This window comes from Amycolatopsis sp. NPDC058278, from assembly GCF_042881395.1.
Taxonomy (GTDB): domain Bacteria; phylum Actinomycetota; class Actinomycetes; order Mycobacteriales; family Pseudonocardiaceae; genus Amycolatopsis.
The window spans coordinates 25936-49818 of the sequence record NZ_JBHVXZ010000020.1 but is presented as its reverse complement, the minus strand read 5'-3'; the positions used below and the strand labels follow the sequence as shown (position 1 = coordinate 49818).

General features: G+C 71.2%; 27 protein-coding genes. 22 read left to right on the top strand and 5 right to left on the bottom strand.

The features are described from left to right. Positions 1-223 precede the first annotated feature (223 nt). Positions 224-976, bottom strand: a complete 753-nt coding sequence (locus tag ACFVYA_RS13115) for a glucose 1-dehydrogenase (RefSeq protein WP_387044818.1) — start codon at positions 974-976, stop codon at positions 224-226. A gap of 23 nt (positions 977-999) precedes the next feature. After that, positions 1000-1587 (bottom strand): TetR/AcrR family transcriptional regulator, encoded by a 588-nt coding sequence (locus ACFVYA_RS13110; protein ID WP_387044817.1) that lies wholly within the window; start codon positions 1585-1587, stop codon positions 1000-1002. A 121-nt stretch (positions 1588-1708) separates the two neighbouring features. On the opposite strand from ACFVYA_RS13110, the gene ACFVYA_RS13105 reads away from it, so the two are divergent. Further along, positions 1709-2071, top strand: a complete 363-nt coding sequence (locus tag ACFVYA_RS13105) for a hypothetical protein (protein WP_103343707.1) — start codon at positions 1709-1711, stop codon at positions 2069-2071. 52 nt (positions 2072-2123) lie between these two features. Continuing rightward, positions 2124-3005, top strand: a complete 882-nt coding sequence (locus ACFVYA_RS13100; RefSeq protein WP_387044816.1) for a Ku protein — start codon at positions 2124-2126, stop codon at positions 3003-3005. A gap of 278 nt (positions 3006-3283) precedes the next feature. Here the strand turns inward: ACFVYA_RS13100 and ACFVYA_RS13095 are convergent, their stop codons facing one another. Both ACFVYA_RS13095 and ACFVYA_RS13090 read right to left on the bottom strand, forming a co-directional pair. Next, a complete protein-coding gene (locus ACFVYA_RS13095; RefSeq protein ID WP_387044815.1) occupies positions 3284-3763 on the bottom strand; it encodes a MarR family winged helix-turn-helix transcriptional regulator in 480 nt (159 codons plus the stop codon). Positions 3764-3772: 9 nt separating this feature from the next. Beyond that, positions 3773-5560, bottom strand: a complete 1788-nt coding sequence (locus tag ACFVYA_RS13090) for an ABC transporter ATP-binding protein (protein ID WP_387044814.1) — start codon at positions 5558-5560, stop codon at positions 3773-3775. Between the two features lie 195 nt (positions 5561-5755). Here ACFVYA_RS13090 and ffh point away from each other — a divergent pair, with 195 nt between their 5' ends. The 19 genes from ffh to ACFVYA_RS12995 all read left to right on the top strand — a co-directional run bounded on the left by ffh (position 5756) and on the right by ACFVYA_RS12995 (position 21337). Further along, on the top strand, positions 5756-7294 hold the full coding sequence (gene ffh, locus ACFVYA_RS13085) for a signal recognition particle protein (RefSeq protein WP_285989242.1): 1539 nt from the start codon (positions 5756-5758) through the stop codon (positions 7292-7294). An 8-nt stretch (positions 7295-7302) separates the two neighbouring features. Beyond that, positions 7303-8379, top strand: coding sequence for an amidohydrolase family protein (locus ACFVYA_RS13080; protein WP_387044863.1), 1077 nt, complete (start codon positions 7303-7305; stop codon positions 8377-8379). A 46-nt stretch (positions 8380-8425) separates the two neighbouring features. Continuing rightward, entirely contained in the window at positions 8426-9151 is a 726-nt protein-coding gene (locus ACFVYA_RS13075) for a CPBP family intramembrane glutamic endopeptidase (RefSeq protein WP_285989243.1), read from the top strand. A gap of 100 nt (positions 9152-9251) precedes the next feature. Beyond that, positions 9252-10055, top strand: coding sequence for a CPBP family intramembrane glutamic endopeptidase (locus ACFVYA_RS13070; protein WP_285989244.1), 804 nt, complete (start codon positions 9252-9254; stop codon positions 10053-10055). Positions 10056-10226: 171 nt separating this feature from the next. Next, complete coding sequence (gene rpsP / locus ACFVYA_RS13065; protein WP_387044813.1) at positions 10227-10670, top strand: 30S ribosomal protein S16; 444 nt, start codon at positions 10227-10229, stop codon at positions 10668-10670. After that, positions 10667-10906 (top strand): RNA-binding protein, encoded by a 240-nt coding sequence (locus ACFVYA_RS13060; RefSeq protein WP_003103110.1) that lies wholly within the window; start codon positions 10667-10669, stop codon positions 10904-10906. Before rpsP ends, ACFVYA_RS13060 begins: the two co-directional genes overlap by 4 nt. Before the next feature lie 21 nt (positions 10907-10927). Continuing rightward, positions 10928-11440: a ribosome maturation factor RimM gene (gene rimM / locus ACFVYA_RS13055; RefSeq protein ID WP_285989246.1), complete on the top strand. Its 513-nt coding sequence runs from the start codon at positions 10928-10930 to the stop codon at positions 11438-11440. Next, entirely contained in the window at positions 11437-12141 is a 705-nt protein-coding gene (locus ACFVYA_RS13050; protein ID WP_387044812.1) for a hypothetical protein, read from the top strand. The genes rimM and ACFVYA_RS13050 overlap by 4 nt, the downstream gene beginning before the upstream one ends. A 4-nt stretch (positions 12142-12145) precedes the next feature. Further along, positions 12146-12907, top strand: a complete 762-nt coding sequence (trmD, locus tag ACFVYA_RS13045) for a tRNA (guanosine(37)-N1)-methyltransferase TrmD (RefSeq protein ID WP_387044811.1) — start codon at positions 12146-12148, stop codon at positions 12905-12907. Positions 12908-13059: 152 nt separating this feature from the next. Next, entirely contained in the window at positions 13060-13428 is a 369-nt protein-coding gene (rplS, locus tag ACFVYA_RS13040) for a 50S ribosomal protein L19 (RefSeq protein WP_285989249.1), read from the top strand. A gap of 31 nt (positions 13429-13459) precedes the next feature. Beyond that, positions 13460-14398 (top strand): signal peptidase I, encoded by a 939-nt coding sequence (gene lepB / locus ACFVYA_RS13035; protein WP_285989250.1) that lies wholly within the window; start codon positions 13460-13462, stop codon positions 14396-14398. 90 nt (positions 14399-14488) lie between these two features. Next, positions 14489-15331, top strand: a complete 843-nt coding sequence (locus tag ACFVYA_RS13030) for a ribonuclease HII (RefSeq protein WP_387044862.1) — start codon at positions 14489-14491, stop codon at positions 15329-15331. After that, positions 15328-15651 (top strand): DUF2469 domain-containing protein, encoded by a 324-nt coding sequence (locus ACFVYA_RS13025; RefSeq protein ID WP_003096226.1) that lies wholly within the window; start codon positions 15328-15330, stop codon positions 15649-15651. Before ACFVYA_RS13030 ends, ACFVYA_RS13025 begins: the two co-directional genes overlap by 4 nt. Positions 15652-15915: 264 nt before the next feature. After that, the gene (locus ACFVYA_RS13020) at positions 15916-16293 is read left to right on the top strand and encodes a YraN family protein (protein ID WP_285989251.1); all 378 of its coding nucleotides are present in this window, start codon (positions 15916-15918) and stop codon (positions 16291-16293) included. Further along, positions 16293-17804 (top strand): YifB family Mg chelatase-like AAA ATPase, encoded by a 1512-nt coding sequence (locus ACFVYA_RS13015; protein ID WP_387044810.1) that lies wholly within the window; start codon positions 16293-16295, stop codon positions 17802-17804. The genes ACFVYA_RS13020 and ACFVYA_RS13015 overlap by 1 nt, the downstream gene beginning before the upstream one ends. After that, on the top strand, positions 17801-18157 hold the full coding sequence (locus ACFVYA_RS13010; protein ID WP_387044809.1) for a hypothetical protein: 357 nt from the start codon (positions 17801-17803) through the stop codon (positions 18155-18157). The genes ACFVYA_RS13015 and ACFVYA_RS13010 overlap by 4 nt, the downstream gene beginning before the upstream one ends. Beyond that, positions 18154-19296 (top strand): DNA-processing protein DprA, encoded by a 1143-nt coding sequence (gene dprA, locus ACFVYA_RS13005; RefSeq protein WP_387044808.1) that lies wholly within the window; start codon positions 18154-18156, stop codon positions 19294-19296. The genes ACFVYA_RS13010 and dprA overlap by 4 nt, the downstream gene beginning before the upstream one ends. A gap of 102 nt (positions 19297-19398) precedes the next feature. Beyond that, a complete protein-coding gene (locus tag ACFVYA_RS13000) occupies positions 19399-20379 on the top strand; it encodes a tyrosine recombinase XerC (protein ID WP_387044807.1) in 981 nt (326 codons plus the stop codon). A gap of 109 nt (positions 20380-20488) precedes the next feature. Next, a complete protein-coding gene (locus tag ACFVYA_RS12995) occupies positions 20489-21337 on the top strand; it encodes a FliA/WhiG family RNA polymerase sigma factor (RefSeq protein ID WP_285989256.1) in 849 nt (282 codons plus the stop codon). Here the strand turns inward: ACFVYA_RS12995 and ACFVYA_RS12990 are convergent, their stop codons facing one another. Continuing rightward, positions 21338-21832, bottom strand: a complete 495-nt coding sequence (locus ACFVYA_RS12990) for a M23 family metallopeptidase (protein WP_387044861.1) — start codon at positions 21830-21832, stop codon at positions 21338-21340. It lies immediately after the preceding gene. 1120 nt (positions 21833-22952) lie between these two features. Between ACFVYA_RS12990 and rpsB the strand changes: the two genes are divergently transcribed. After that, complete coding sequence (rpsB, locus tag ACFVYA_RS12985; RefSeq protein ID WP_285989257.1) at positions 22953-23828, top strand: 30S ribosomal protein S2; 876 nt, start codon at positions 22953-22955, stop codon at positions 23826-23828. Positions 23829-23883: the final 55 nt, after the last annotated feature.

Sequence of the window (23883 nt, the reverse complement as noted above, 5' to 3'; positions counted from 1 at the left end):
GGAGAAGCCCCGTGCGCAACCGCGAGTCCTGAACCGACGCCTACCCGGCCGACCACGCGCCCGAAGGAGAAGCCCCGTGCGCAACCGCGAGTCCTGACCCCCGCCGTGCACCCATTCCGTTCCCACCCGAGAGAGGAATCGTCACCATGCGCAACCGTGAGTCGTGAATTCCCGCCGGAGGAGGATCCGGCCAACCCGCATCCGCGGGCCGGGGTGGGACCGCTCAGGCGGTCGCGCCGCCGTCGACCACCAGGTCGTGCCCCACGGTGAACGCGGCTTCGTCCGAAGCCAGCCACAGCACCGCGGCGGCCACTTCGGCGGTGGCACCCACCCGGCCCAGCGGAATCGCGTTCTTCAACCGCTCGGCGCGGCCGGCGTCCGTCTCGCCGGGGCGCCGGGACATGTCCGTGTCGGTCGCGCCCGGGCTGACGGCGTTGATGCGGACGCCGTCGGCGATGTGGTCGCGCGCCGCCGTCCGGGTCAGCGCGCTCACTGCGGCCTTCGACGCCGCGTAGGCCGCCATGTTCGGCAGCCTGCCGTGCGCGCCGATGTTCGACGCCATGTTGACGATCGCGCCGCCGCCGTGCGCCCGCATGTGCGCGACCTCGTGCTTCAAGCACAGCCACGTCCCGGTGACGTTCGTGCCCATCACCGCACCGAAGTCGTCCTCGCCGAGGTCCGCGGCCGCCGCCGGCGACCCGAGGATGCCCGCGTTGTTGAACGCGACGTCCAGCCCGCCGTGCCGCGCGACGACCGTCTCCACCATCCGCGCCACGTCCGCGGAGTCGGTCACGTCGATGGTCACCGCACTCGCGTCACCGCCGATTTCCTGCACGGCCGACTCGAGCCGCTGCCTGTCGCGCCCGGCGACGACCACCGTCGCGCCTTCACCCGCGAACGCCCGCGCCGTCGCCCGTCCGATGCCCGAGCCGCCGCCCGTCACCAGGACGACCTTGCCCGCGAAACGTGCCCCCATCGTGTGCCTTCTTTCTGGTCCGATCATTCTTGAATGAGCAGGCGCATGGCCTGGGAGACGGCCGCGTGCACCCGGCGTGCGGCATCGGTGCCCTTGCCTAGGACGCGCAACCCCTGAAGCACTGTGAGGAGGAAACGCGCGAGCGTCGCCGGGTCGCTTCCGGCGGGGAGTTCGTCCTGCGCCTTCGCGCGCTCCAGCGCCATGGTGAGCGCGACCTCGAGCGTGTCCCAGCTGCGTTCCACCAGCCGCGCGACTTCGGGGTCGTGGGGGAGCAGTTCGATCGCCGCGTTGACGACGAAGCAGCCCATTCTCATGTCGTCGCCGAGGACTTCCGCTGTGTAGCCGTCGAACAGCCGGCGCACCGCGGCCACCCCGGAACCCGGCTCCGACAACTGGGCCATCACCCGTGCGTCGGTTCGTTCCGCGTAGCGCTTCAACGCCGTGACGTAGAGGTCGTGCTTCGTGCCGAAGGTGGCGTACAGGCTGGCCTTGGCGACGCCGAGGTGCGTGACGAGGTCGCTGACGGACGTCGCCTCGTACCCCTGGCGCCGGAAGAGCGTGAGGGCGCTGTCGCAGGCTTCGCCGACGTCGAACTCCTTGACCCGGGACATGATCGAAACCCTAGTCATATCGAGAACGATCGGTCAAATATGCGACGGGCGGTGTGTCGCGTCCGGTGACGCCGCGTGCGGTGGCACTATGGCTGCTTCGACCGGCCCGAGGGGGTGAGCGATGCAGGATCGGCTGACGCTGCCGCCGACTGTCGTCGCCACCCACCTGCGCTCCTGCGCCGAGGAACTCGCCGCCGGCCTGCGCTGCGGTGGCCCGGGCGCCACGACGGCCGAGCTCACCGACGTCGTCGCCCAGCTGGTCGCCGGCCAGGAAGCCATCTCCCACGCGCTCGCCGGCCTCGCCGCCCGTGTCGAAGGCGGTTCGGCCGCCCTCGCCGCCGCGCCGCCACTGGACGTCGAGGTGGTCACCGAGGTGCTCCGCGCGGCCGCCATCGCCTCCCGGTGCTCGGCGGAGGCGCTCGACGAGGTCACGCCGTCGTTCGAATGTGTGAGCGAATCCGTCGCGCCTGACACCCGTTTGTAGCTGTCGATCCGCCGGGGCCGCTGTCTAGCCTGGAGCTGCGGAGGTGGCAGGGATGCGCGCAGTGTGGACGGGCACGATCGGCTTCGGCAGTTACGCCATCCCGGTGAAGGCGTACAGCGCCACCGAGGAGCGGGAAATCCCGCTGCACCAGGTGCACGAGACCGACGGCGGCCGCGTCCGCGTCAAGCGCGTGTGCGAGGTCGACGGCGCCGAGGTGCCGCCCGAGGAGATGATCCGCGGCTACCCGGTTCCCGGCGGCGACGTCGTCCTGCTCTCCGACCACGAGCTGGCGTCGCTCCCGATGCCGGGCCGCACGATCGCCATCCGCGGGTTCGCGCCGGTGCCCGATGTCGACCCGCTGTGGTTCGCGAAGAGCTACTACCTCGAACCCGAACCGGCGGGCACGAAGCCATACGTGCTGTTCAGCGAGGCGCTCCAGCAGTCGGGCCGGCTCGCGCTGGTCACCGTCGCGCTGCGCCGCCGTGAGACGCTCGGTGCGCTGCGCGTGCGCGACCAGGTGATCATGCTGGAGACGATGCGGTGGCCGGACGAGGTGCGCACCCCCGACTTCCCCTTCCAGCACGCCGACGTCGACATCCGCCCCGGCGAGCTGAGGCGCGCGGTGAACCTCGTCGAGGAGCTGACCGGCGAGTTCGACCCCGCCCGGTACCCCGACCGTTACCGCGAGGCCTTCCAAGCGTTGGTCCAAGCGAAGATCGACGGTGCCGAGGTGGTCCAGCCGACGGCCGCCGAACAGGCCGAAGGCGTCACCCGCCTGCTGGCGGCGTTGCAGGAGAGCGCCGCCGAAGCGGAGGACGAGCGCAACGCGGCCGTCGTGAAGGCCAAGGCGGCGGCCTCGAGGGCCGCGAAGGCGCGTACGACGGCGAAGCGAGCCGCGACGCGCAGCCGGGGACGCACGAAGGCGTCCGGCTGAGTATTACTACCCACGGGTAATTGAGGGTTCTCACACTGAACCCGCCGGCCTCGGCGCGGCAGACTTCCTTCTGCCAGCGGATACCGGATCGCTGGCGAGGGGGGAAGTCCGGACGGCCCCTGGGGAGGTGAGCCGTCCAGGCGCCAGGGTTCCGGGGGCGGGCCGGAGGAGGAGCGGTCCGTTTCCGGAACCCGTCCCGCACCGCGGGGAGGCGGCGCGGGACAAAGGGGGTGTCCGAAGGCTGCCGTGGAGGGATCGAGGGGTCTCCACGGCAGCTTTCAGGCGTCCGCGACCCGGATCAGCAGGTCGGCGGCCAGCCTGAGCAGCTGACGCTCGGTCGGCGACAACGTCGATTCGAGCGCCCCGGCCAGCCAGCGTTCGCGCTGGGCGCTGTACTCGCGCAGCACGGCCAGCCCGTTCGCGTTGATGCTGATCCGCGAGCGGCGCCCGTCGTCGGGATCCGGCTCGCGCTCGATCAGCCCCCGGATGGTGAGCGCCGCCAGGATCCGGGTGAGCGACTGCGGTTGCAGCCGTTCCGCCTCGGCCAGCTCGGTCGGCGTCTGCGTGCCCGCCCGGTAGAGCCGGCTCAGCACCGCGAGCAGCGCCGGCCCCGGGCTGGTCCGGTCCGCCTCGGCGCGCATCCGCCAGCTCAGCCGTCCGACGCCTTCGCGCACCCGTCGGGACAGGTCGGCGAGTTCCGCCTCCGCGGTGATCCGCGCGGCGGTCTCCTCCAGGGTCCGGGCCGGTTCGGTGTGCATGGATCCACATTAGGTGGTTCCCCGCACCAGCCGGGCATAACGCCCATCGCGCGCCAGCAGCTCCTCATGCGTCCCCCGTTCCACGATCCGGCCCTCGTGCAGCACCACGATCTGGTCCGCGTGCTCCACAGTGGACAGCCGGTGCGCGATCATCAGCGTCGTGCGGCCCGCGGCGAGCCGGTCGAGCTCGGCCTGCACCGAGCGTTCGGTGCGGTTGTCGAGCGCGCTGGTCGCCTCGTCGAGGATGAGCACGGGTGGGCTGCGCAGCATGATCCGGGCGATCGCCATCCGCTGCTTTTCCCCACCGGAGAACCGGTAGCCCCGCTGGCCGACGACCGTGTCGTACCCCTCCGGCAGCCCGGCCAGGGTGTCGTGGATGTGCGCGGCCTTGGCCGCCCGCTCGATCTCGTCGTCCGTCGCGTCCGGCTTGGCGAAGCGCAGGTTCTCCCGCACGGTGTCGTGGAAGAGGTAGGTCTCCTGCGACACCAGCCCGACGCCGGCCGCGAGGGAAGCCAGCGTGACGTCCCGGATGTCGGTGCCGTCGATCGTCACCGAACCGCTGCTCACCTCGTACAGCCGGGCGACCAGGTAGGCGAGCGTCGTCTTGCCCGAGCCGGTCGAGCCGACCAGGGCCGTCGTGGTCCCGGCCGGCACGTCGAGGTCGATCTCGTGCAGCGTCGGCGGGCCGGCCGTGTCCGATGCGTCGTAGCGGAACGAGACGCCGCGCATCGAGACGTCACCGCGGCGCACCTCCAGCTCGCGCGCCCCCGGCTTGTCCGCGATCTCCACCGGCAGGTCCAGGACCTCGAAGATGCGGCCGAACAGCGCCTTCGACGTCGCCACGTTCTGCCCGATCGTCTGCATCGCGCTCGCCGGCGCCACCAGCCGGTTGAGCATGCTGGTGAACGCCACGACGGTGCCGAGCGAGATCGGCGACGCACCACCCGCCAGCGCCAGCCCGGCGATCCAGTAGACCAGCGCCGGGATCACGGTGAGGCTCATCGCCCGCGACGCCGTCTGCCAGCGGCCGGCCAGCGCGGCGGCCCGCTCGAGCGACGCGATCTCCCGTGACTCCGCCCCGAAGCGCTCGCGCATCGCCCGCTCGTTGCCCATCGTCTTGGCGAGCAGCACCCCGGAGACCGACAGGGACTCCTCGACCATCGTCGTCAGCCGGGCCATCCGGCGGGTCCGGCCGCGGGCCAGGTTCCGCCGCTTCTTGCCCAGTCGCAGGGTGAACAGCAGGAACAGCGGCACGACGACCAGGGAGAGCGCCGCGAGCTGCCAGTCGAGCAGGACCAGGGCCACCGTGATGGCGATCGTCGTGGTCGCGTTCTGCACCATCGACCCGGCGGTCGTGGTGATCACGTTGTCGACCCCGCCGATGTCGTTGAACACCCGCGAGAGCACTTCGCCGCTCTTCGTCCGCGTGAAGAAGCCGAGCGACATCCGCTGCAGGTGGCCGTAGATCGAGACGCGCAGCTCGTTCATGACCCGTTGCCCGATGGTGTTGGACAGCCCCGTGGTCGCGACGCCGAGGGAGCCGCTGCCGACCGCGCAGACGATCATCCCGGCCGCCAGCAGGCTGATCAGCAGGGTGTCGCGGTGCGGCAGGGCGTCGTCGAGGATCTCGCGCAGCAGGAACGGCGAGACGACCCCGAGGCCGGCCTGCACGACGATCAGCGCGAACAGCGCGCCGAGCGGCCCGCGGTGCGGGCGGAACAGCCCGGCGATCCGCCGCAGCGGCACGGGTGCGTCGGCGTCGGTGGCCGGTTCGCTCAGGACGGGGACGGCGGTCATGCACCTATGTTTACCAAATTCCGCCGCCTAAGCCACTAATTTTCCCGACGTCACACGAAAGTGTCGCGTGTCGCTGCTAAACGTACATTTAGCATTGCCTGCATACCCGCGAGCGAGGGAGCCGGAGCGACTACCCTCGACATGGCCGGCCGAGTCCGGCGCGCCACCATCGACCCAGCTGGAGCGTGCACACCCGTGTTCGACACCCTGTCCGATCGGCTCACCGCCGCCCTGCAGACGCTCACGCGCAAGGGCAAGCTGTCCGACGCCGACATCGACGCCACCGCGCGCGAGATCCGCATCGCGCTGCTGGAGGCCGACGTCGCCCTCGGCGTGGTCAAGACCTTCATCGCGAAGATCAAGGAGCGGGCGAAGGGCGCCGAGGTCTCGCAGGCGCTCAACCCCGCGCAGCAGGTCATCAAGATCGTCAACGAGGAGCTCGTCGGGATCCTCGGCGGCGAGACGCGCCGGCTCAACCTGGCCAAGACCCCGCCGACCGTGATCATGCTGGCCGGCCTGCAAGGTGCCGGTAAGACGACGCTCGCCGGCAAGCTCGCGCTGTGGCTGAAGAAGCAGGGCCACGCGCCGATGCTGGTCGCCTGTGACCTCCAGCGCCCGAACGCCGTCACGCAGCTGCAGGTCGTCGGCGAGCGTGCCGGCGTCGTCACCTTCGCGCCCGAGCCCGGCAACGGCGTCGGCGATCCGGTCGACGTCGCCCGCCGCGCCATCGCCGAGGCGAAGCACGCGCAGCACGACGTCGTCGTGGTCGACACCGCGGGCCGCCTGGGTGTCGACGAAGAGCTGATGAAGCAGGCCGCGGACATCCGCGACGCGGTCGAGCCGGACGAGGTCCTGTTCGTCGTCGACGCGATGATCGGCCAGGACGCCGTGACCACGGCCCAGGCGTTCCAGGACGGCGTCGGCTTCAGCGGTGTCGTGCTCACCAAGCTCGACGGCGACGCCCGCGGTGGTGCCGCGCTGAGCGTCCGCGAGGTCACCGGCCAGCCGATCCTCTTCGCCTCCAACGGCGAGAAGCTCGAAGACTTCGACACCTTCCACCCGGACCGGATGGCGTCGCGGATCCTCGGCATGGGTGACGTGCTCACCCTGATCGAGCAGGCCGAGCAGGCCTTCGACCAGAAGCAGGCGGAAAAGACCGCCGAGAAGCTCTCCAGCGGCCAGCTCACCCTGGAGGACTTCCTCGAGCAGATGCTCGCGGTCCGCAAGATGGGCCCGATCGGCAACCTGCTCGGCATGCTCCCGGGCGCCGGTCAGATGAAGGACCAGCTCGCCCAGGTCGACGACAAGCACCTCGACAAGCTGCAGGCGATCATCCGCGGCATGACCCCGGCCGAGCGCGAAGACCCGAAGATGATCAACGGGTCGCGGCGGCTGCGCATCGCCAACGGCTCCGGCGTCACCGTCCGCGAAGTCAACGACCTGGTCAACCGGTTCTTCGAGGCCCGCAAGATGATGGCCCAGATGGCCGGCCGGTTCGGCTTCGGTGGCGGGGGCGGCAGCTCCAAGCGCAAGGGCAAGAAGGGCAAGAAGGGCGGGCGCGGCCCGACGCAGCCCAAGGTCCGCGGCGGCTTCCCCGGCGGCATGCCGATGCTGCCCCCGGGCGGGCAGATGCCGGGCGGCATGCCCGACCTCTCCCAGCTGGGTGGCATGAACGACGTCCCGGGCTTCGACCCGACGAAGTTCAAGCTGCCGAAGAACCCCAAGGACAATTGAGCCGCGCTTTGGAGAAAACGCTGCACGCCGCCGGGGTGATCCTGCCCGGCGGCGAGCCGGGGGAGCTGTGGATCACCGGCGGCCGGATCTCGTTCGAGCCGGTGCCGGACGCCGAGAGCCTCGGCCGGGACGTCTTCCTCGTGCCCGGCCTGGTCGACGCGCACTGCCACCCCGGCATCGGTGTCGGCGGCCCCGTGTCGCCGGCGGAAGCTGCCGAGCAGGCGATCACCGACCGGAACGCCGGGACGCTGCTCATCCGCGACTGCGGCCTGCCGATCGACGTCCGGCCGCTGCAGCGGCGGGCGGACCTGCCGACGATCATCCGCGCCGGGCGGCACCTCGCCCTCACCAAGCGGTACATCCCCGGCCTCGGCATCGAGCTGGACGACGCCGCACAACTGCCGGAGGCCGTCGCCGAGCAGGCCCGCGACGGCGACGGCTGGGTCAAGCTCGTCGGCGACTGGATCGACCGCGGCGTGGGCGACCTGGCGCCGCTGTGGCCGGACGACGTCCTGGCCGAAGCCGTCAAAGTGGCGCACGACCACGGCGCCCGCGTCACCGCGCACGTGTTCGGCGAAGCGGCGTTGCCGGGGCTGATCGCGTCCGGCATCGACTGCCTCGAACACGGCACCGGCCTGAGCGCCGATCAGCTGGCCGAGCTGGCGCGCCACGACGTCGCGCTGGTCCCGACGCTGATCAACATCGAGAACTTCCCGGGCATCGCCGACAAGGCGGGCAAGTACCCGGCCTACGCGGCTCACATGCGCGCGTTGCACGCCGGCGTCGGCGAGATGGTCGCTTCGGCCATCGAAGCCGGCGTACGCGTCTTCGCGGGCAGCGACGCCGGGGGCATGGTCGAGCACGGCAGGCTCGTCGACGAGATCGAGGCGCTCCACCGCGCGGGCATGACCCGCGAGCAGGCGCTCGCGAGCGCGTCCTGGGCCGCCCGCGACTGGCTCGGCCACCCCGGCCTCGACGACGGCGCGCCCGCCGACCTGCTCGTGTACCCGAGCGATCCGCGCGAGGACCTGGGCGTCCTCCGGCATCCTTCGCACGTCGTGCTCGGCGGCGTCGTGTACGCCTAGACCCCCGCTGATTTCCTTGCGGGGTGGGCACTTTAGCGTGGGGTGCGTGACGGACGACGACGGCGCACGGCGCGTGCTCGGGGCGCATTGGTGTTTCGTGGCGTTCTTCGCGGGCATCGCCGGCTACTACCTGGCCAACCTGATCATCGCCGCGGCGGTCAACCGCAACGTAGGCGAGTTCGACCCCCTCGAGCTGCACGACATCGGCCCGCTCCTGCTGCTGGCGTTCGTGCCCAACCTGCTGCTCGGCCTCGGCCCGGCGGCCGGCTCGTGGCGGTGGGGGCAGGGCCTGCGCACCGACTTCGGTCTCGTGCCGACCTGGCGCGACGTCCGGATCGGCCTCGCCTGCGGGGTGCTCGCGCTGGTCGTCGGCTACCTGCTCAACCTGATGCTGATCGCGGTCTACGGCGCCGACGACGTCTCCGACAGCCCGCTGACCGACCTCGCCGACACCTTCGACGGCGACACGGTGTGGCTGGTGCTCGCGGCGGTGATCGTCATCGCCGGCGCGCCGATCACCGAGGAACTGCTGGTCCGCGGCACGCTGTGGAACGCGCTGTCGGTCCACCGGGTCCCGCCGTGGGCGGTGCTCGTGCTCACCTCGCTCGTGTTCGCCCAGCTGCACGGCGAGCCGACCCGCACCATCGCGCTGTTCGGCCAGGGCATCGCGATGGGGCTGGCCCGGTACCTCTCGGGCCGGGTGAGCGCCGGGGTGATCGCCCACGCGGCCAACAACCTGCCGCCCGCGGTGCTGCTGTTCGTCGCGCACTGAACGTTGCGAAGATCGATGGACAGTAGCTGGACGGATACTGTGAGATCACATCCCGGCGGCTAGGCTCGACGCAGGAGCCGAGCGACGCGGAGGGCAAGGCGTGACCACTTCCCAGCCCCGGGACCCGGCTCCCGACGCGACACCGTTCCCCGAACCCGAGGAGCCCGCCGCGACCGCCTTCCTGCCGCCCTCGCCGCGGCACCGGTGGGGTTTCGGGGCGTTCCTGCTCGTCGAGGGCGTGCTGCTGGCGTCCGCGGCCTTCGTGTCCGTCCTCGTCGGCGACACCGGCCCCGGCCCGCTGCCGATGCGCGTCGTGCTGCTCGGCACCATGCTGCCGACGATGATCGCCGCCGGTGTCGCGGTGCTGATCACCTTTGTCCGCGGCAACGGCCCCGTGTCCGACCTGCGGCTCGAGTGGCGCTGGGCCGACGTGAAGACCGGGTTCCGGTACGGCTGCGTCGGGCTCGTCTTCACGACCCTCGCGGCCTACCTGTGGACGCGGCTGGTCGGCGACGCGAACGCCACGTCGGCGATCAGCTCGCTGGTCGAGGACCGCCGGATGTCGGTTTCGGCGGCCCTGGTGATGTTCGTCTACCTCTGGCTGCTCGGCCCGATCTGCGAGGAGATCATCTACCGCGGCCTGCTCTGGGGTGCGGCGGAACAGCTGCAGTGGCGCAGCGAGCGCTGGGGCCGCGTCGCGGCGTTCCTGCTGTCCACCGCGGTGTTCGCGGCCAGCCACCTCGAGCCACTCCGGACGACGTTGCTGCTGGTCATCGCGGTGCCGATCGGCTTGGTGCGGCTGGTCACCGGCCGCCTGCCGGGCAGTATCGTCGCGCACCAGGTGAACAACTTCCTGCCGGCGCTGACCATCCTGCTCGGGGCGCTCGGGGTGGCCTCTTTCTAGGCCTGTTTCGGGTCCCGGGAGCGCCGTCTGGCAGAATGGTGCACTGCCTGCTTCCGCCGGACCCTCTCACCGTGCGAAAGCTCCTGACCTTCGGGTGCCCGCGTCCGTGTCCCCACTCGGCCCGCGTGCGCCCAGCCCAGCACCAGAGAGATTCGAGGAGAACCCACACCCGTGGCCGTCAAGATCAAGCTGCAGCGCCTCGGCAAGATCCGTGCGCCGTACTACCGCATCATCGTCGCCGACGCGCGCAACCGCCGGGACGGCAAGGCCATCGAGACGATCGGCAAGTACCACCCGAAGGAAGAGCCGAGCCTGATCGAGGTCGTCTCCGAGCGCGCCCAGTACTGGCTGGGTGTCGGCGCGCAGCCGACCGAGCCGGTCCAGCGCCTGCTGGAGATCACCGGTGACTGGCAGAAGTTCAAGGGTCTGCCGGGCGCCGAGGGCACCCTGAAGGTGGCCGAGCCGAAGCCGTCCAAGCAGGACCTGTTCAACGCGGCGCTGGCCGCGGCCGGCGAGGAGCCCTCCACCGAGGCCACCACGCCGAAGAAGAAGTCCGCCCCGAAGAAGGCCGAGGCCGAGAAGGCGGAGGCCGCTGAGGGCGAGAAGTCCGAGTGAGTTTCCTCGCGGACTCCCTCGAGCACCTGGTGCGCGGGATCGTCGACAACCCGGACGAGGTCCGGGTCGAGCTGCTGACCACCCGCCGTGGCCGCACGCTCGAGGTGCACGTGCACCCCGATGACCTCGGCAAGGTGATCGGCCGGGGCGGTCGCACCGCGACCGCACTGCGCACCGTCATGGGCGGCATCGGTGGCCGCGGCGTCCGCGTGGACGTCGTCGACACCGACCGCTGAGCCCGGGTCGGAACGGTCAGGATGGACGTCGTAGTCGGCCGCATCGCGAAAGCGCACGGCATCCGCGGGGAACTCGCGGTGGACGTGCGCACGGATTCGCCGGAAGAGCGGTTCAGGATCGGTGCGGCCGTCGTGACGAAGCTGCGTGACGGCAGCAAGAGGGAACTCACCATCGCAGCCGCCCGCGAACACAGCGGGCGGCTGCTGGTGCGTTTCGAGGAGGTCCCGACCCGCGACGTCGCCGAGACGCTGCGGGGCGCGCTGCTCCTGGCCGACACGGCCACGCTGCCGCCGACCGAGGACCCCGACGAGTTCTACGACCACGAGCTCGCCGGCCTGCGGGCCGAGCTGACCGACGGCACGGTCGTGGGCACGGTCGTCGAGGTCGTCCACTCGCCGGCGGGTGAGCTCCTGGAGCTCGACGTCGAGGGCCGCGAGGTGCTCGTACCGTTCGTCCGCGCGATCGTCCCGACCGTGGACGTCGCCGGCGGCCGGGTCGTCCTCGACCCGCCGGAAGGGCTCCTGGACGAATGAGGCGCTGGAAGGCCGTGTTCGCGGCCGCGCTTCTCGTCGTCGTCTTCGCCCCGCCCGCCCAGGCGGCGAGCCCTGTCTACGGCGACTTCTCGCTGATGTTCCGGCGCAGCGCGGGCCAGTACGCGCCGCCGGGGGAGAAGGCGTACCAGTGGGCGTGGTCGCCGCAGTCGGCCACCGAGTCGCAGATCTCCTGGGGCGACCCGGTCTCCTGGCCGCCGTCGTTCGCGGAACATTTCCTTCGATCGGGTGACTGGGTACTGATCGACGGCTGGGGCGACAACGGCACTTACTACACCGAGCGCGTGACCAGCGAATCGCTCTGCCGGGGCGGTGCCTGCACAGCAATCCCTTCGGACGGCGGACGGCAGCACTACGTGCGCTGGACCGTGCCGTCCTCGGACTACCGGCTCGTCGCCGAGGGGACCGTCACCGAGCAGAGCAGCGGCCGCTCCTTCCGGTTCCGGCACGAACAGACCTGGGGCGCGCCCGCGCCGTGCAGCTCGGCGAAGTTCGGTGCGCGGACCTGCGTCAAGCAGAGCGAGAGCTGGTCGTCCGACCAGGACCTGCCCGTCGGCTCACCCCTGCGCGAGACCGTGCGCCGGGACATCAGGATCGCGAAGGGGCTCGGCATGGCCTTCACGATCGACCAGCAGGTGGACGTCCCCTGGCACGCTGTGGCCACCGAGTACTGGAACTGGTGACCGGGTGCGCATCGACGTCGTCACGATCTTCCCCGAGTACCTCGACCCGCTGCGCGCCGCGCTGCTGGGCCGGGCGATCGACCGCGGCCTCATCGAGGTCGGTGTGCACGACCTGCGGGACTGGACGCACGACGTGCACCGGGCGGTCGACGACGCACCCTACGGCGGCGGCCCCGGCATGGTCATGAAGCCGCAGATCTGGGGCCCGGCGCTGGACGACGTCTGCCGTCCTGAGACGCGGCTCGTCGTCCCGACGCCCGCCGGGCGCCCGTTCACCCAGGAACTGGCGCACGCCTACGCGGCGGAGCAGCACCTGGTGTTCGCCTGCGGCCGCTACGAGGGCATCGACCAGCGGGTCGTCGACGACGCGGCCCGCCGGATGCCGGTCGACGAGGTGTCGATCGGCGACTACGTCCTGGTCGGCGGCGAGGCGGCGGTGCTGGTCATCGTCGAGGCCGTCGTCCGGCTGCTGCCCGGCGTGCTCGGCAACGCGCGTTCGGCCGCCGAGGACTCGTTCTCCGACGGCCTGCTCGAAGGGCCCAGCTACACGCGCCCGGAGGTGTGGCGGGACCTGGCCGTGCCGGACGTGCTGCGGTCGGGCAACCACGCGCTGATCGACCGCTGGCGGCGTGACCAGGCTCTCGAACGCACGGCCCGGCGCCGCCCCGATCTCCTGGCGGCGCTGCCGGAAGGTAGTCTCGACAAGCACGATCGCGGGGTCCTGGAGGGCTTGGACCCCGAGCGGGCCAAGGGGCCGGTTACTTGACCGGTGACCCGGTCTGTAATACTTGACAGGTTGGCGTGAGTGGACCTCGTCGTCCATGAGCCCGCCATCAGCCCCCCGGGTCGCCCGCAGCGGCACCGTTGCGCGCCCGGGATCTGTACGCAAGCCATACCGAAGACGAGGACGGACCACCGATGAACACCCTGGACGCGCTGGACAAGCAGTCGCTGCGTTCCGACATCCCGGACTTCCGCCCGGGCGACACGCTCAAGGTGCACGTCCGCGTCATCGAGGGCAACCGCGAGCGCAACCAGGTCTTCCAGGGCGTCGTGATCCGCCGTCAGGGCGGCGGCATCCGGGAGACCTTCACCGTTCGCAAGGTCTCCTTCGGCGTCGGCGTGGAGCGCACCTTCCCGGTGCACTCGCCGAACATCGCCGAGGTCGAGGTCCACAAGCGCGGTGACGTGCGGCGCGCGAAGCTGTACTACCTGCGCGACCTGCGCGGCAAGAAGGCCAAGATCAAGGAGCGCCGCGAGAACCGCGAGACGGCCTCGGCCAAGTAAGCGGCAACGCGGTTACCGGTAGCCTGACAACGTGGCCGAACCCGTGTCCCAGAACGCTCCCGAGGATGACCCCGATCGCTCCGAGGAGGACAAGCCCCGGCTGTCCCGATCCGAGGAGCGCGGGGGATCCCGCCGGCGGCGAGCCAAGCCCGCCAAGAAACGGTCGTTCTGGAAGGAACTGCCGATCCTGCTCGTGATCGCCCTGGTGCTCACGATCCTGATCCAGACATTCCTCGCCAAGGTCTTCATGATCCCGTCGGGATCGATGGAGGCCACCCTGCACGGGTGTCCCGGGTGCACCGGAGACCGGATCTTGGTCGACCGGGTCACTTACGACTTCACCGAGCCTTCGCCGGGCGACGTGATCGTGTTCAAGGGGCCGCCGGCGTGGATCAACAACGAGATCGCGCCGCAGGAGTCGAGCAACATCGTCGTCCAAGGCTTGCGTGGCCTCGGCTCGCTGGTCGGGTTCGCCCCGCCGGACGAGCGGGACTTCGTCAAGCGGGTGATTGCGGTCGGCGGGCAGACCGTCCAGTGCTGCGACCCCCGTGGCCGCATGATCGTGGACGGCAAGGCGCTCGACGAGCCGTACATCTACTGGGATGACCCGGCGAACCAGGAGCAGAAGACCTTCGAGCCGGTCAAGGTGCCGGCCGGGATGGTCTGGGTCCAAGGCGACAACCGCAACAACTCCGACGACTCCCGGTTCCAGGGTGGCGGCGGCGTGAACGGCGCGGTCCCGGTGGACAACATCATCGGCAAGGCACGGATCATCGTCCTGCCGCCGAGCCGGTGGGGCGGGATCACCGATCACAACCCGCAGGAGTCGGCGCAGCCGGTGGCGCTGGGTGCGCCGGCCTGGCAGAGCGGGCTCCCGCTGGGTGCCGGGATCGCGGCGGCGTGGCCGGCGTTGTTCCTGGGGCGCAAGCTCAAGTCCGGACTGCGCCGGGCGGCCGGGCGGAAACCCTAGCCACCCGACCCTTGCCGGCAGACGGGTGATCCAGCCTTGACACTTCCCGTTCCCCTGACGGCGGCCGAGCCGATCCGGCCACCGCGAGCCGTGGTGCGCGGCGACCTCTTCTGGGGTCTGCAGGGCGCACTCGACCGCCGCGGCCTCGGCCCGGTCGCCGGCGTGGACGAAGCCGGCGCCGGGGCGTGCGCGGGGCCGCTGGTGGTCGCGGCCTGCGTGCTGAAGCAGGGCGACGCGGCGAGGCTCACCGAGCTGACGGACTCGAAGATGATGACGGCCAAGGCACGGGACCGGGTCTACGACCTGGTCCTCGCCCGGGCCGTCGACTACTCGGTGATCGTCATCCCGACCGAAGAGGTCGACCTCTACGGCATCCGGGTGATGAACCTCGAGGGCATGCGCCGCGCCGCGGCGGCCCTGCGCGTGCAGCCGGGTTACGTCCTCACCGACGGGTTCCGCGTCCCGGGTCTGACGGCCCCGAACACGGCGGTCATCAAGGGCGACCGTTCGGTGGCCTGCATCGCGGCCGCGTCCGTGCTGGCGAAGGTGACGCGAGACCGCATCATGGCGGGCTACCACGACGACTTCCCGCACTACGGGTTCGACGTGCACAAGGGGTACAGCACGTCCGACCACCTGGCGGCGCTGCGGGAGCACGGGCCCAGCGACGTCCACCGCTGGTCGTACACGAACGTGGCCACGGTGGCCGTCAAGCACGGCCTGCGCCCGGCGCGGCCGGTCCTGCTGACGTACGCGGCGCTGGAAAAGGCCATGGAAACGCCCGGCGCGGCCGGCCTGGCCGCGGTCCTCGACGAGGCATTAGAGCCACAACTCAGCCTGCCGCTGCATGCCCCGGCCGCGGGTGTGGGTCACAATGAACGCTCCGCCGGCGGAGCAGCAGCACGATCCCGAGGAGGGGCGCGGATTTCATGAGCGCAGAGGATCTCGAGAAGTACGAGACCGAGATGGAACTCTCGCTGTACCGCGAGTACCGCGACATAGTGGGCCAGTTCTCGTACGTGGTGGAGACCGAGCGGCGGTTTTACCTGGCGAACGCGGTGGACGTCCAGGTGCGTGACGGCGGCGGCGAGGTGTACTTCGAGGTCCGCATGTCCGACGCGTGGGTCTGGGACATGTACCGCCCGGCCCGCTTCGTCAAGCACGTCCGCGTCATCACGTTCAAGGACGTCAACGTGGAGGAGCTGGACAAGCCGGACCTCCGCCTCCCCGAAGACGGCCCGTTCTCGGGTTGATCCCGCTTCCGAACGACCGCGCCGGCTCGCTGGACGAGCCGGCGCGGTTCTTTTCGCGGCCTCGTCGTTAACACACCCCACCGACGCTCCGGGCCGTTCGAGCTCGATCCGTGGACCAGTTGTCCCCAACACCCCGGTTGTCCACAGCTGCGCGATCCGGGTCTGGTGAGCCCCGTCCGCACGCTGGCATCGTCGAACGCACACGCACCGTGATCGCCGGGACCGCCCCGGTGACGGGAGCGAACCGACGAGGGGGCGAACACGATGACGGGCACCGACGAGCTCGCAAGACACCGCCGCGACCTGGGTGCCTGGGGCGAGGACATCGCCCTCGGCTACCTCCGGGACCGCGGCCTAGTCCTGCTGGCCCGCAACTGGCGCTGCCGCGAAGGCGAGCTGGACCTCGTCTTCACCGATCGCACCCGGATCATCGTCTGCGAGGTGAAAACCCGCTCCGGCACCGAATTCGGCCTCCCCACCGAAACGGTCACCGAGGAGAAGGCGGGCCGGGTCCGCCGAGCCGCCCAGCGCTGGCTCCGTGAGTTCCGCCTCGGCTGGTGCCCCGTGCGCTACGACGTGGTCACGATCCTCGCGGAACCGGGCACCCGTCCCCGGCTGCAGCACATCGAGGCGGCGTTCTGATGCCCATCGCCAAAGCCTGGTCCGCGGGCCTCCTCGGCATCAACGGCCGGGTGATCGAGATCGAGGCCGACCTCGGTGGCGGGCTGAGCCGGATCACCCTCGTGGGCCTGCCCGACGCCGGGTTGCGCGAGGCGAAGGACCGCGTCCGCTCCGCCGTCCGCAATTCCGGGCAGCCCTGGCCCGACGGCAAGGTCACCCTCGGCCTGTCCCCGGCCAACCTGCCGAAGATGGGGTCCGCGTTCGACCTGGGCATTGCCGCGGCGGTGCTCGCGGCATCGGGGGCGGTCCCGGCCACCCGGCTGCTCGGCACGGTGTTGCTCGGCGAACTCGCCTTGGACGGCCGGATCCGCGCGGTCCGCGGCATCCTCCCGGGCCTGCTGGCAGCCCGGGCGGCCGGTTACGGACGAGCCGTCGTGCCGACGGACTCCCTCGTCGAGGCCGCACTCGTGGACGGCATCGAAGTCGCGGGCGCGCCGCACTTGCGGGATTTCGTGGCATGGCTGAATCGCGAAGCCGAGCTGGCCCGCCCGGAGCCGCCGGGCCCGGTGACACCGCCGGAGGTGCCGGACCTCGCGGACGTCGTCGGCCAGCCGGAGGCCCGCTGGGCCCTGGAGGTCGCCGCGGCGGGTGGTCACCACCTCCTCCTCACCGGACCACCCGGAGTGGGCAAGACGATGCTGGCGAAGCGGCTGCCCGGACTCCTCCCGCAGCTGACGCCGGAGGAGTCGTTGGAGGTCACCGCGGTCCACTCGGTCGACGGTTCGCTGTCGAAGTCCTCGCCGCTGATCACCGTCCCGCCGTTCGTCGCCCCGCACTATTCGATCTCCGTGCCGGCGCTGATCGGCGGAGGCAGCGGGACCGCCTCACCGGGCGCGATCAGCCGGGCACACCGAGGGGTGTTGTTCCTCGACGAGGTATGTGAGTTCGGCGGCCAGTGCCTCGAGTCGCTCCGCACGGTCCTCGAAGAGGGCGAGGTGCGCATTTCCCGGGTCAAGGGATCGATCACCTACCCCGCGCGGTTCCAGCTGGTCCTCGCGACCAACCCGTGCGCGTGCGCGCCGCCGAAGGATTCGGACTGCGTCTGCTCGCCGAATGCCCGCCGCCGCTACCTCACCAAGCTTTCCGGACCCCTGCTCGATCGCGTCGACCTGAGGGTCCGCTTGCGCCCGCTGAGCGCGATCAGCGCGCACGACACCGGCGCGGCGGAGCCATCGGAAGCGGTGCGCCAGCGCGTCCTCGCGGCGCGCGAGCGCGCGGCACACCGCTGGAGCGAGCACGGCTGGCTGTCCAACTCGGAGGTGCCCGGCCCAGCACTCCGTCGTCAGTTCGCCCTGCCGGCGGAGGCAACGACCCTGCTGGACAGAGCCATGAACCGAGGCGCCTTGAGCGGCCGAGGAGCCGACCGTTGCTTGCGAATAGCCTGGACGCTGGCCGACCTGGACGCCGAGCCCCGCCCAGGCCCCGAACAAGTCGGCGCGGCATTGGCTTTCCGAGAGCGAGTGGCGGCATGAGCCCCGCCAAGCTGCCTCTGCCCGACCCCTCCCCGGCTCAGCCGGCCGGGCCACCGACGCCCACCATGGTCGTCTCCGTTTCCGAGTGCGGTCGGGTCGCTTTTCGAGAGTGGGTGGCCGAGCCATCGGCGGTCGCCTTCGCCCTCGTGCACGGACAGGTCGCTCAGGGGCATTTCTGCCCGCTGCGGATCGCCGAGCCACCGACGCCCGCTATGGCCGCCGTCATCGCTGAGCTTGGGCTGGTGGCTTTCCAGGAACAGGCCCTCGAGCCACCGGCGTCGGCCGGCACTGCATTCACCGGCGATCACGCGCCGGCCCCGATGGTGAGCGTTCGGAAGCAGGTGGTGGCATGAGTGCCGATGAGCTGCGGCGCGCTCGCGCGTACCTGCTGCGGGTGGCCGAGCCACCGGCGGCCGCCCTCGTCGCGTTCGTTGCCGAGCACGGGCCGGTAGCGGCGGCCGCGCGGGTCCGGCGTGGCGATTGCCCGGACGAAGTGTTCAAGGCGACCGAGGCGCGACGGGACTACGACCTCGTCAGCCAGGACTTCACCCGAGCCGCCGCGGCCGGCGCTCGGCTGGTCGTACCCGAAGACGACGAGTGGCCGGCCTGGCCGCTGCTCGCCCTGGACCAAGCGGCCCGGCGAGGCGTTGCCGAAGCCGTGCCGCCCTTGGCCTTGTGGGTTGCCGGCGATGTTGCGCTCGGCGCCGCGGCCGATCGGGCCGTGGCCATTGTCGGTGCTCGTGCTGCGACCGACTACGGCGAACACCACGCCGCCGAGTTCGCCTACGGGCTGGCCGGACGGAACGTGCCCGTCTTCTCGGGTGCCGCCTACGGCATCGATGGCGCAGCGCACCGCGGCACGCTCGCCGCCGAGGGCGTCACCGTCGCGGTGTTGGGATGCGCTGTCGATGCCGGCTATCCGGCGGGGCACGTCGGGCTGCTGAACCGGATCGTCCGCTCCGGCGGCGCCGTCATCAGCGAATACCCGCCCGGCACCCCGCCAGGGCGGCACCGCTTCCTCGTCCGCAACCGGCTCATCGCCGCTCTCACCGAGGGCACCCTGGTCGTCGAGGCGGGACGGCGTAGCGGCGCCCGCAACACCGCCAGTACCGCCGGCGCCCTCGGCAAGGTCGTGATGGCCCTGCCCGGACCGGTTACGTCGGGGATGTCCATCGGCTGTCACGAACTGATCCGCGACGCCAAAGCGACGCTGGTCTCGACCGTCGACGAAGTCCTCGAGACCGTCGGACGTTTCGGCGTCGCCGAGAACACCGTTTCGGGCCGGCCGAAACGGCGCACCGACCGGCTGGGGCCCGACGCGCTGCGTGCCTTCGAGGCACTGGCCGTGCGCGCCGACCGGTCCGACGCCGAGATCGCGGCCGAATCCGGCCTCCCGTTGCGGCGGGTGCGGGCGTTGCTGCCCGAACTGGAAATCGACGGATTCGCCGTCCGCGGGGAAGCCGGCTGGCGACGACGGAAGGAAAGCGCGTGACCACGACGAAATCCGGGAGAAATCGTCGACGGCGTTCGGCCGGTCCGGTGGGGCTGCGTGGCGATCCTTGACCGAAGGCGGTTGTTCGCGCAGCGTGACATCATGCCGCCACCACGCTCCGGACAGGCCCGCCGTCCCGACCTGCGCGCGCTGCGGGCCGCGTTGCCCGAGCCCGTGCGGACCGTCGTCACCGCCTATGAACGGCACCTCGGGCTCGAACGCGGCCTGTCCGCGCACACCGTCCGCGCGTACGTCGGCGATGCGGTGTCGCTGCTGGGCTTCGTCGTGGACAGTGGCGGCGAGGTCGCGGAGCTGGACCTCGCCCGGCTGCGCGCGTGGCTCGCCGCCCAGCAGTCCGGCGGGGCGAGCCGGACGACGCTCGCCCGGCGGGCCGCCTCGGCGCGGACGTTCACCGCCTGGGCGCACCGCACCGGCGTCCTGGCCACGGACCCGGGCGGCCGGCTCGCGGCGCCGCGAGCGCACCGCACCCTGCCGGGGGTGCTGCGTGCCGGGCAGGCGGGGGATGTCATGCAGGCGTCGGCCGCCGGCGCGGCGCAACGTGATCCCGTCGCCCTGCGTGATCGCGCGATCGTCGAGCTGCTCTACGCCACCGGCATCCGGGTGTCCGAGTTGTGCGGGCTGGACGTCGGCGGGGCCGACTTCTCCCGTCGTGTCGTGATGGTGCTGGGCAAGGGCGGCAAGGAACGCGTCGTCCCGTTCGGCGTCCCGGCGGCGGCGGCGCTCGCGGACTGGATCGACGAGGGGCGGCCGAAGATCCTCGCCGAAAGCGGTGGTGAGGGCGCCGAGGCCGCCCTTTTCCTCGGTGTCCGGGGAAAACGCGTCGACCCGCGCGCGGTGCGGCGCGTCGTGCACGACGCCGTCACGGCAGTGCCCGGAACCCCCGACATGGGGCCGCACGGCCTGCGGCATTCCGCCGCGACGCATCTGCTCGAAGGGGGTGCCGATCTCAGGAGCGTTCAGGAACTGCTTGGTCACGCTACGCTTGCCACGACGCAGCTCTACACTCATGTGACCGTCGACCGGTTGAAAGCGATCCATGACCGAGCGCACCCCAGGGCCTGAGGCGGCCGGGGGAGCCTCGCCGGGGTTGTCACCAGCCGGCCCGGCGGCGCACGCGCATCCGCACGAGCACGGAGACGACACTGAGCCGCATGCCGAGAACGACGGTGCAATGACCGCAGGCCCGCACGTGACCGAAGCCGCCGGAGTGACCACTCACGGTGAGGCTGCCGCGCCCGAGGAGACCCGGGCCGGCTACGACGTCGACGCCGGAATCGCGGCTCTGTGGCAGCAGTTCGCCGACAGCCCGGACCAGGCGTCGCGCGATCGGCTCGTGCTGCACTACGCCCCGCTCGTCAAGTACGTCGCCGGCCGGGTCGGCACCGGGCTGCCCACCCACATCGACGTCGGTGACCTCGTGCAGTCGGGCATCTTCGGGCTCGTGGACGCGATCGAGAAGTTCGACCCCGAGCGCGGCCTGCGCTTCGAGACGTACGCGATGCAGCGCATCCGCGGCGCGATCCTCGACGACCTCCGTTCGCAGGACTGGGTGCCGCGCGCGGTGCGCAGCAAGGCCAAGGAAGCCGAACGCGCGATGGAGCGCCTCGGCGCCCGCCTGCACCGCACCCCGACCGACGCGGAGCTCGCCGCCGAACTCGGCATCGGCCTCGACGACCTGCGCGACTTCTACGGCCAGCTGCAGCTCACCAGCGTCGTCGCGCTGGAGGACCTGGTGGCCGCGGGCAAGGACAGCGGCTCGCTGGTCGACACGCTGCCCGACGACGACGCCGTCGACCCGGTCGCGGTGCTCGTCGACCAGGACAACCGCCGCCAGCTCGCCCAGGCGATCGCGCAGCTGACCGAGCGGGACAAGATCGTGGTCAGCCTCTACTACTTCGAAAGCCTGACCCTCGCCGAGATCGGCAAGGTCCTCGGGGTCACGGAGTCGCGGGTGAGCCAGCTGCACACGCGGGCGGTCATGCGGCTGCGCGCCAAGCTGGTCGAGCAGACCGGCGCCTGATCACCGACCACCTCCCCACGGCTTGAGCCGGTATTCGCCCACCTCGCCGGTCAGCGCGAGGGGATCGACGTACTCCTCGCCCCGCCGCACACCCCAGTGCAGGCACGCTGCCACCGTGCAGCCGGGATGCCCGGCGAGGACGGTGCCGAGCACTTGGCCTCGGTAGACCTGTTCGCCCACGGCTACCTTCGGCACGACGGGCTCGTAGGTGGTCCGCAGCCCGCCATCGTGGTCGACGGAGAGCACGGGCCGCCCACCCACGGAACCGGCGAACACGACGACGCCCGCATCGGCGGCCAGCACGTCCTGCCCGGGCACGGCGGCCAAGTCCAGTCCGCGATGGCCGGGACCGAAGGGCGTTTCCGGGGCGTCGAAATACTTTGTGATCACCGGAACGGGTGACAGTGGCCAGGCGAGCCGCGGTTGCCGTGGGGTGAGGAGATGGTCTGCCCCGGGGCCAGCCCCATCGGACGGCGGCAAGGCCGGGGTCGCCATGAGCGCGACCGCCCACGGCACGGCCGGCCCCGGCGCAGCCCCGAGGGAAACGGCCGGCGCGTGCGTGGGCCCCAGGGAAACGGCCGGCGCGTGCGCGGCCCCCAGGGAAACGGTCGGCCCCAGGGCGGCATCGAGGGAAGCGGCTGGCCCCAGCGCGGCCTCAAGCGACACGGCCGGCGCCTGCGCGGCCGTAAGGGAGGTTGCGCGCTGAACCGACGACGGGCGTGCGGTGTTTGCGAGCCAACTCGCTTGAGACTCGGGTGATGTCGCCTCGATCGGCCACCAGGCCGGCTCCGCCGCGGGCGGGACGAGGTCGCCTGCCCGAGGCTCCGCCGCCGCTGCCTGGTGCCGGGCCGGCTCCGCTGGGACTGCGGCCACGTTGCTCGCCCAAGACCTCGTCGGCGTCGGCTCGGTGAGCTGGTAGCCGGGCGGTGATGAGGCCAAGCTGCTCGCCCGATGCCCGGCTGCTCCAGGCGCCGGAAGCTGCGCGCTTGGTGCCGGCGGTGCCAAGCCGCCCGTCCAAGGCTCCGCTCGCGGTGGCCGGGATTCACCTGTTCGGGCCACACCTATCCCCAGCCTCGTCGTTGCCAGCACCTCGCCTCCCCCAGCCGCCGCTCCCGGTGCTCGAACGCTCACGTCGCCACCTGCCACCACCCCTCCTGAGAGCGCTCCGGAAAGTGCCGTGACCAGCGCGATCGTGCCCACCAACCACCCCGGCGCCCGCCGCCGGATCCGCATGATCGACTCCATGGGTCCAGCGTGCGGCAGCCCGGTGCTCCGTGGGGGGCCGAAGCCGAATCTGTGGATAACCGGACCCGATGTGGACAACTGCGTCGCCCAGTGGCCGCCGGTGGGGGAGGGGGTGGTGGGAGGGGGTAGAATCTTCTGCGCGGTCCGTTTCAGCGGGCTGACTTCGCGTGCACGTGCGCGTTCCCCGGTCTGGAAGCAGCCGGGCGGGCGCACGGGGTCCGGCGGTCCCTGGGAGTCCTCTGCTCCCGGGGTCCGGGCACCGGCACGGGCACCAGGGCGAACGGCCACCCGGCCGGGAGCGACAAACCGAGCAGCGCGTCCGCGGCAGCACCGCGAGCGCGCACTACACAGAAGAGGTGTGATTCCGGCAATGGCCGTCGTCACCATGAAGCAGCTGCTCGACAGCGGCGTGCACTTCGGGCACCAGACCCGCCGGTGGAACCCGAAGATGAAGCGCTACATCTTCACCGAGCGCAACGGCATCTACATCATCGACCTGCAGCAGACGCTGACCTACATCGACCGTGCGTACGAGTTCATCAAGGAAACCGTCGCGCACGGCGGCACCATCATGTTCGTCGGCACGAAGAAGCAGGCTCAGGAAGCCATCGCGGCCGAAGCCTCGCGCGTGGGCATGCCCTACGTGAACCAGCGCTGGCTCGGCGGCATGCTGACCAACTTCCAGACGGTGCACAAGCGTCTTCTCCGCCTGAAGGAGCTCGAGTCGCGGGAGCAGACCGGCGGCTTCGAAGGTCTCACCAAGCGCGAGATCCTGACGCTGACCCGCGAGAAGGACAAGCTCGAGAAGACCCTCGGCGGTATCCGCGACATGGCCAAGGTGCCGAGCATCGTATGGATCGTCGACACGAAGAAGGAGCACATCGCCGTCGGCGAGGCTCGGAAGCTGAACATCCCGGTCGTCGCGATCCTGGACACCAACTGCGACCCGGACGAGGTCGACTACCCGATCCCGGGCAACGACGACGCCATCCGGTCCGCCGCGCTGCTGACCAAGGTCGTCGCCGAGGCCGCGGCCGCCGGTCTGATGCAGCGCTCCAGCCGCAACGGTGCTTCGGCCGACACGAAGCCGGAGCCGGGCGTCGCCGCCGACGAGCCGCTGGCCGAGTGGGAGAAGGAGCTGCTCGCCGGCTCCGAGACCGCCGCCGCCGACGCGACCGAAGCCGCCGCTGCCGTCGAGGCGGCCCCGGCCGAGGCCGCTCCCGAGCAGGCGACTGCCTCCTCCTGATGCTCCACCGTCCGTGGGGCCGTGGGCCCCGGGCGGGGCCGCCACGGGGTGTCGA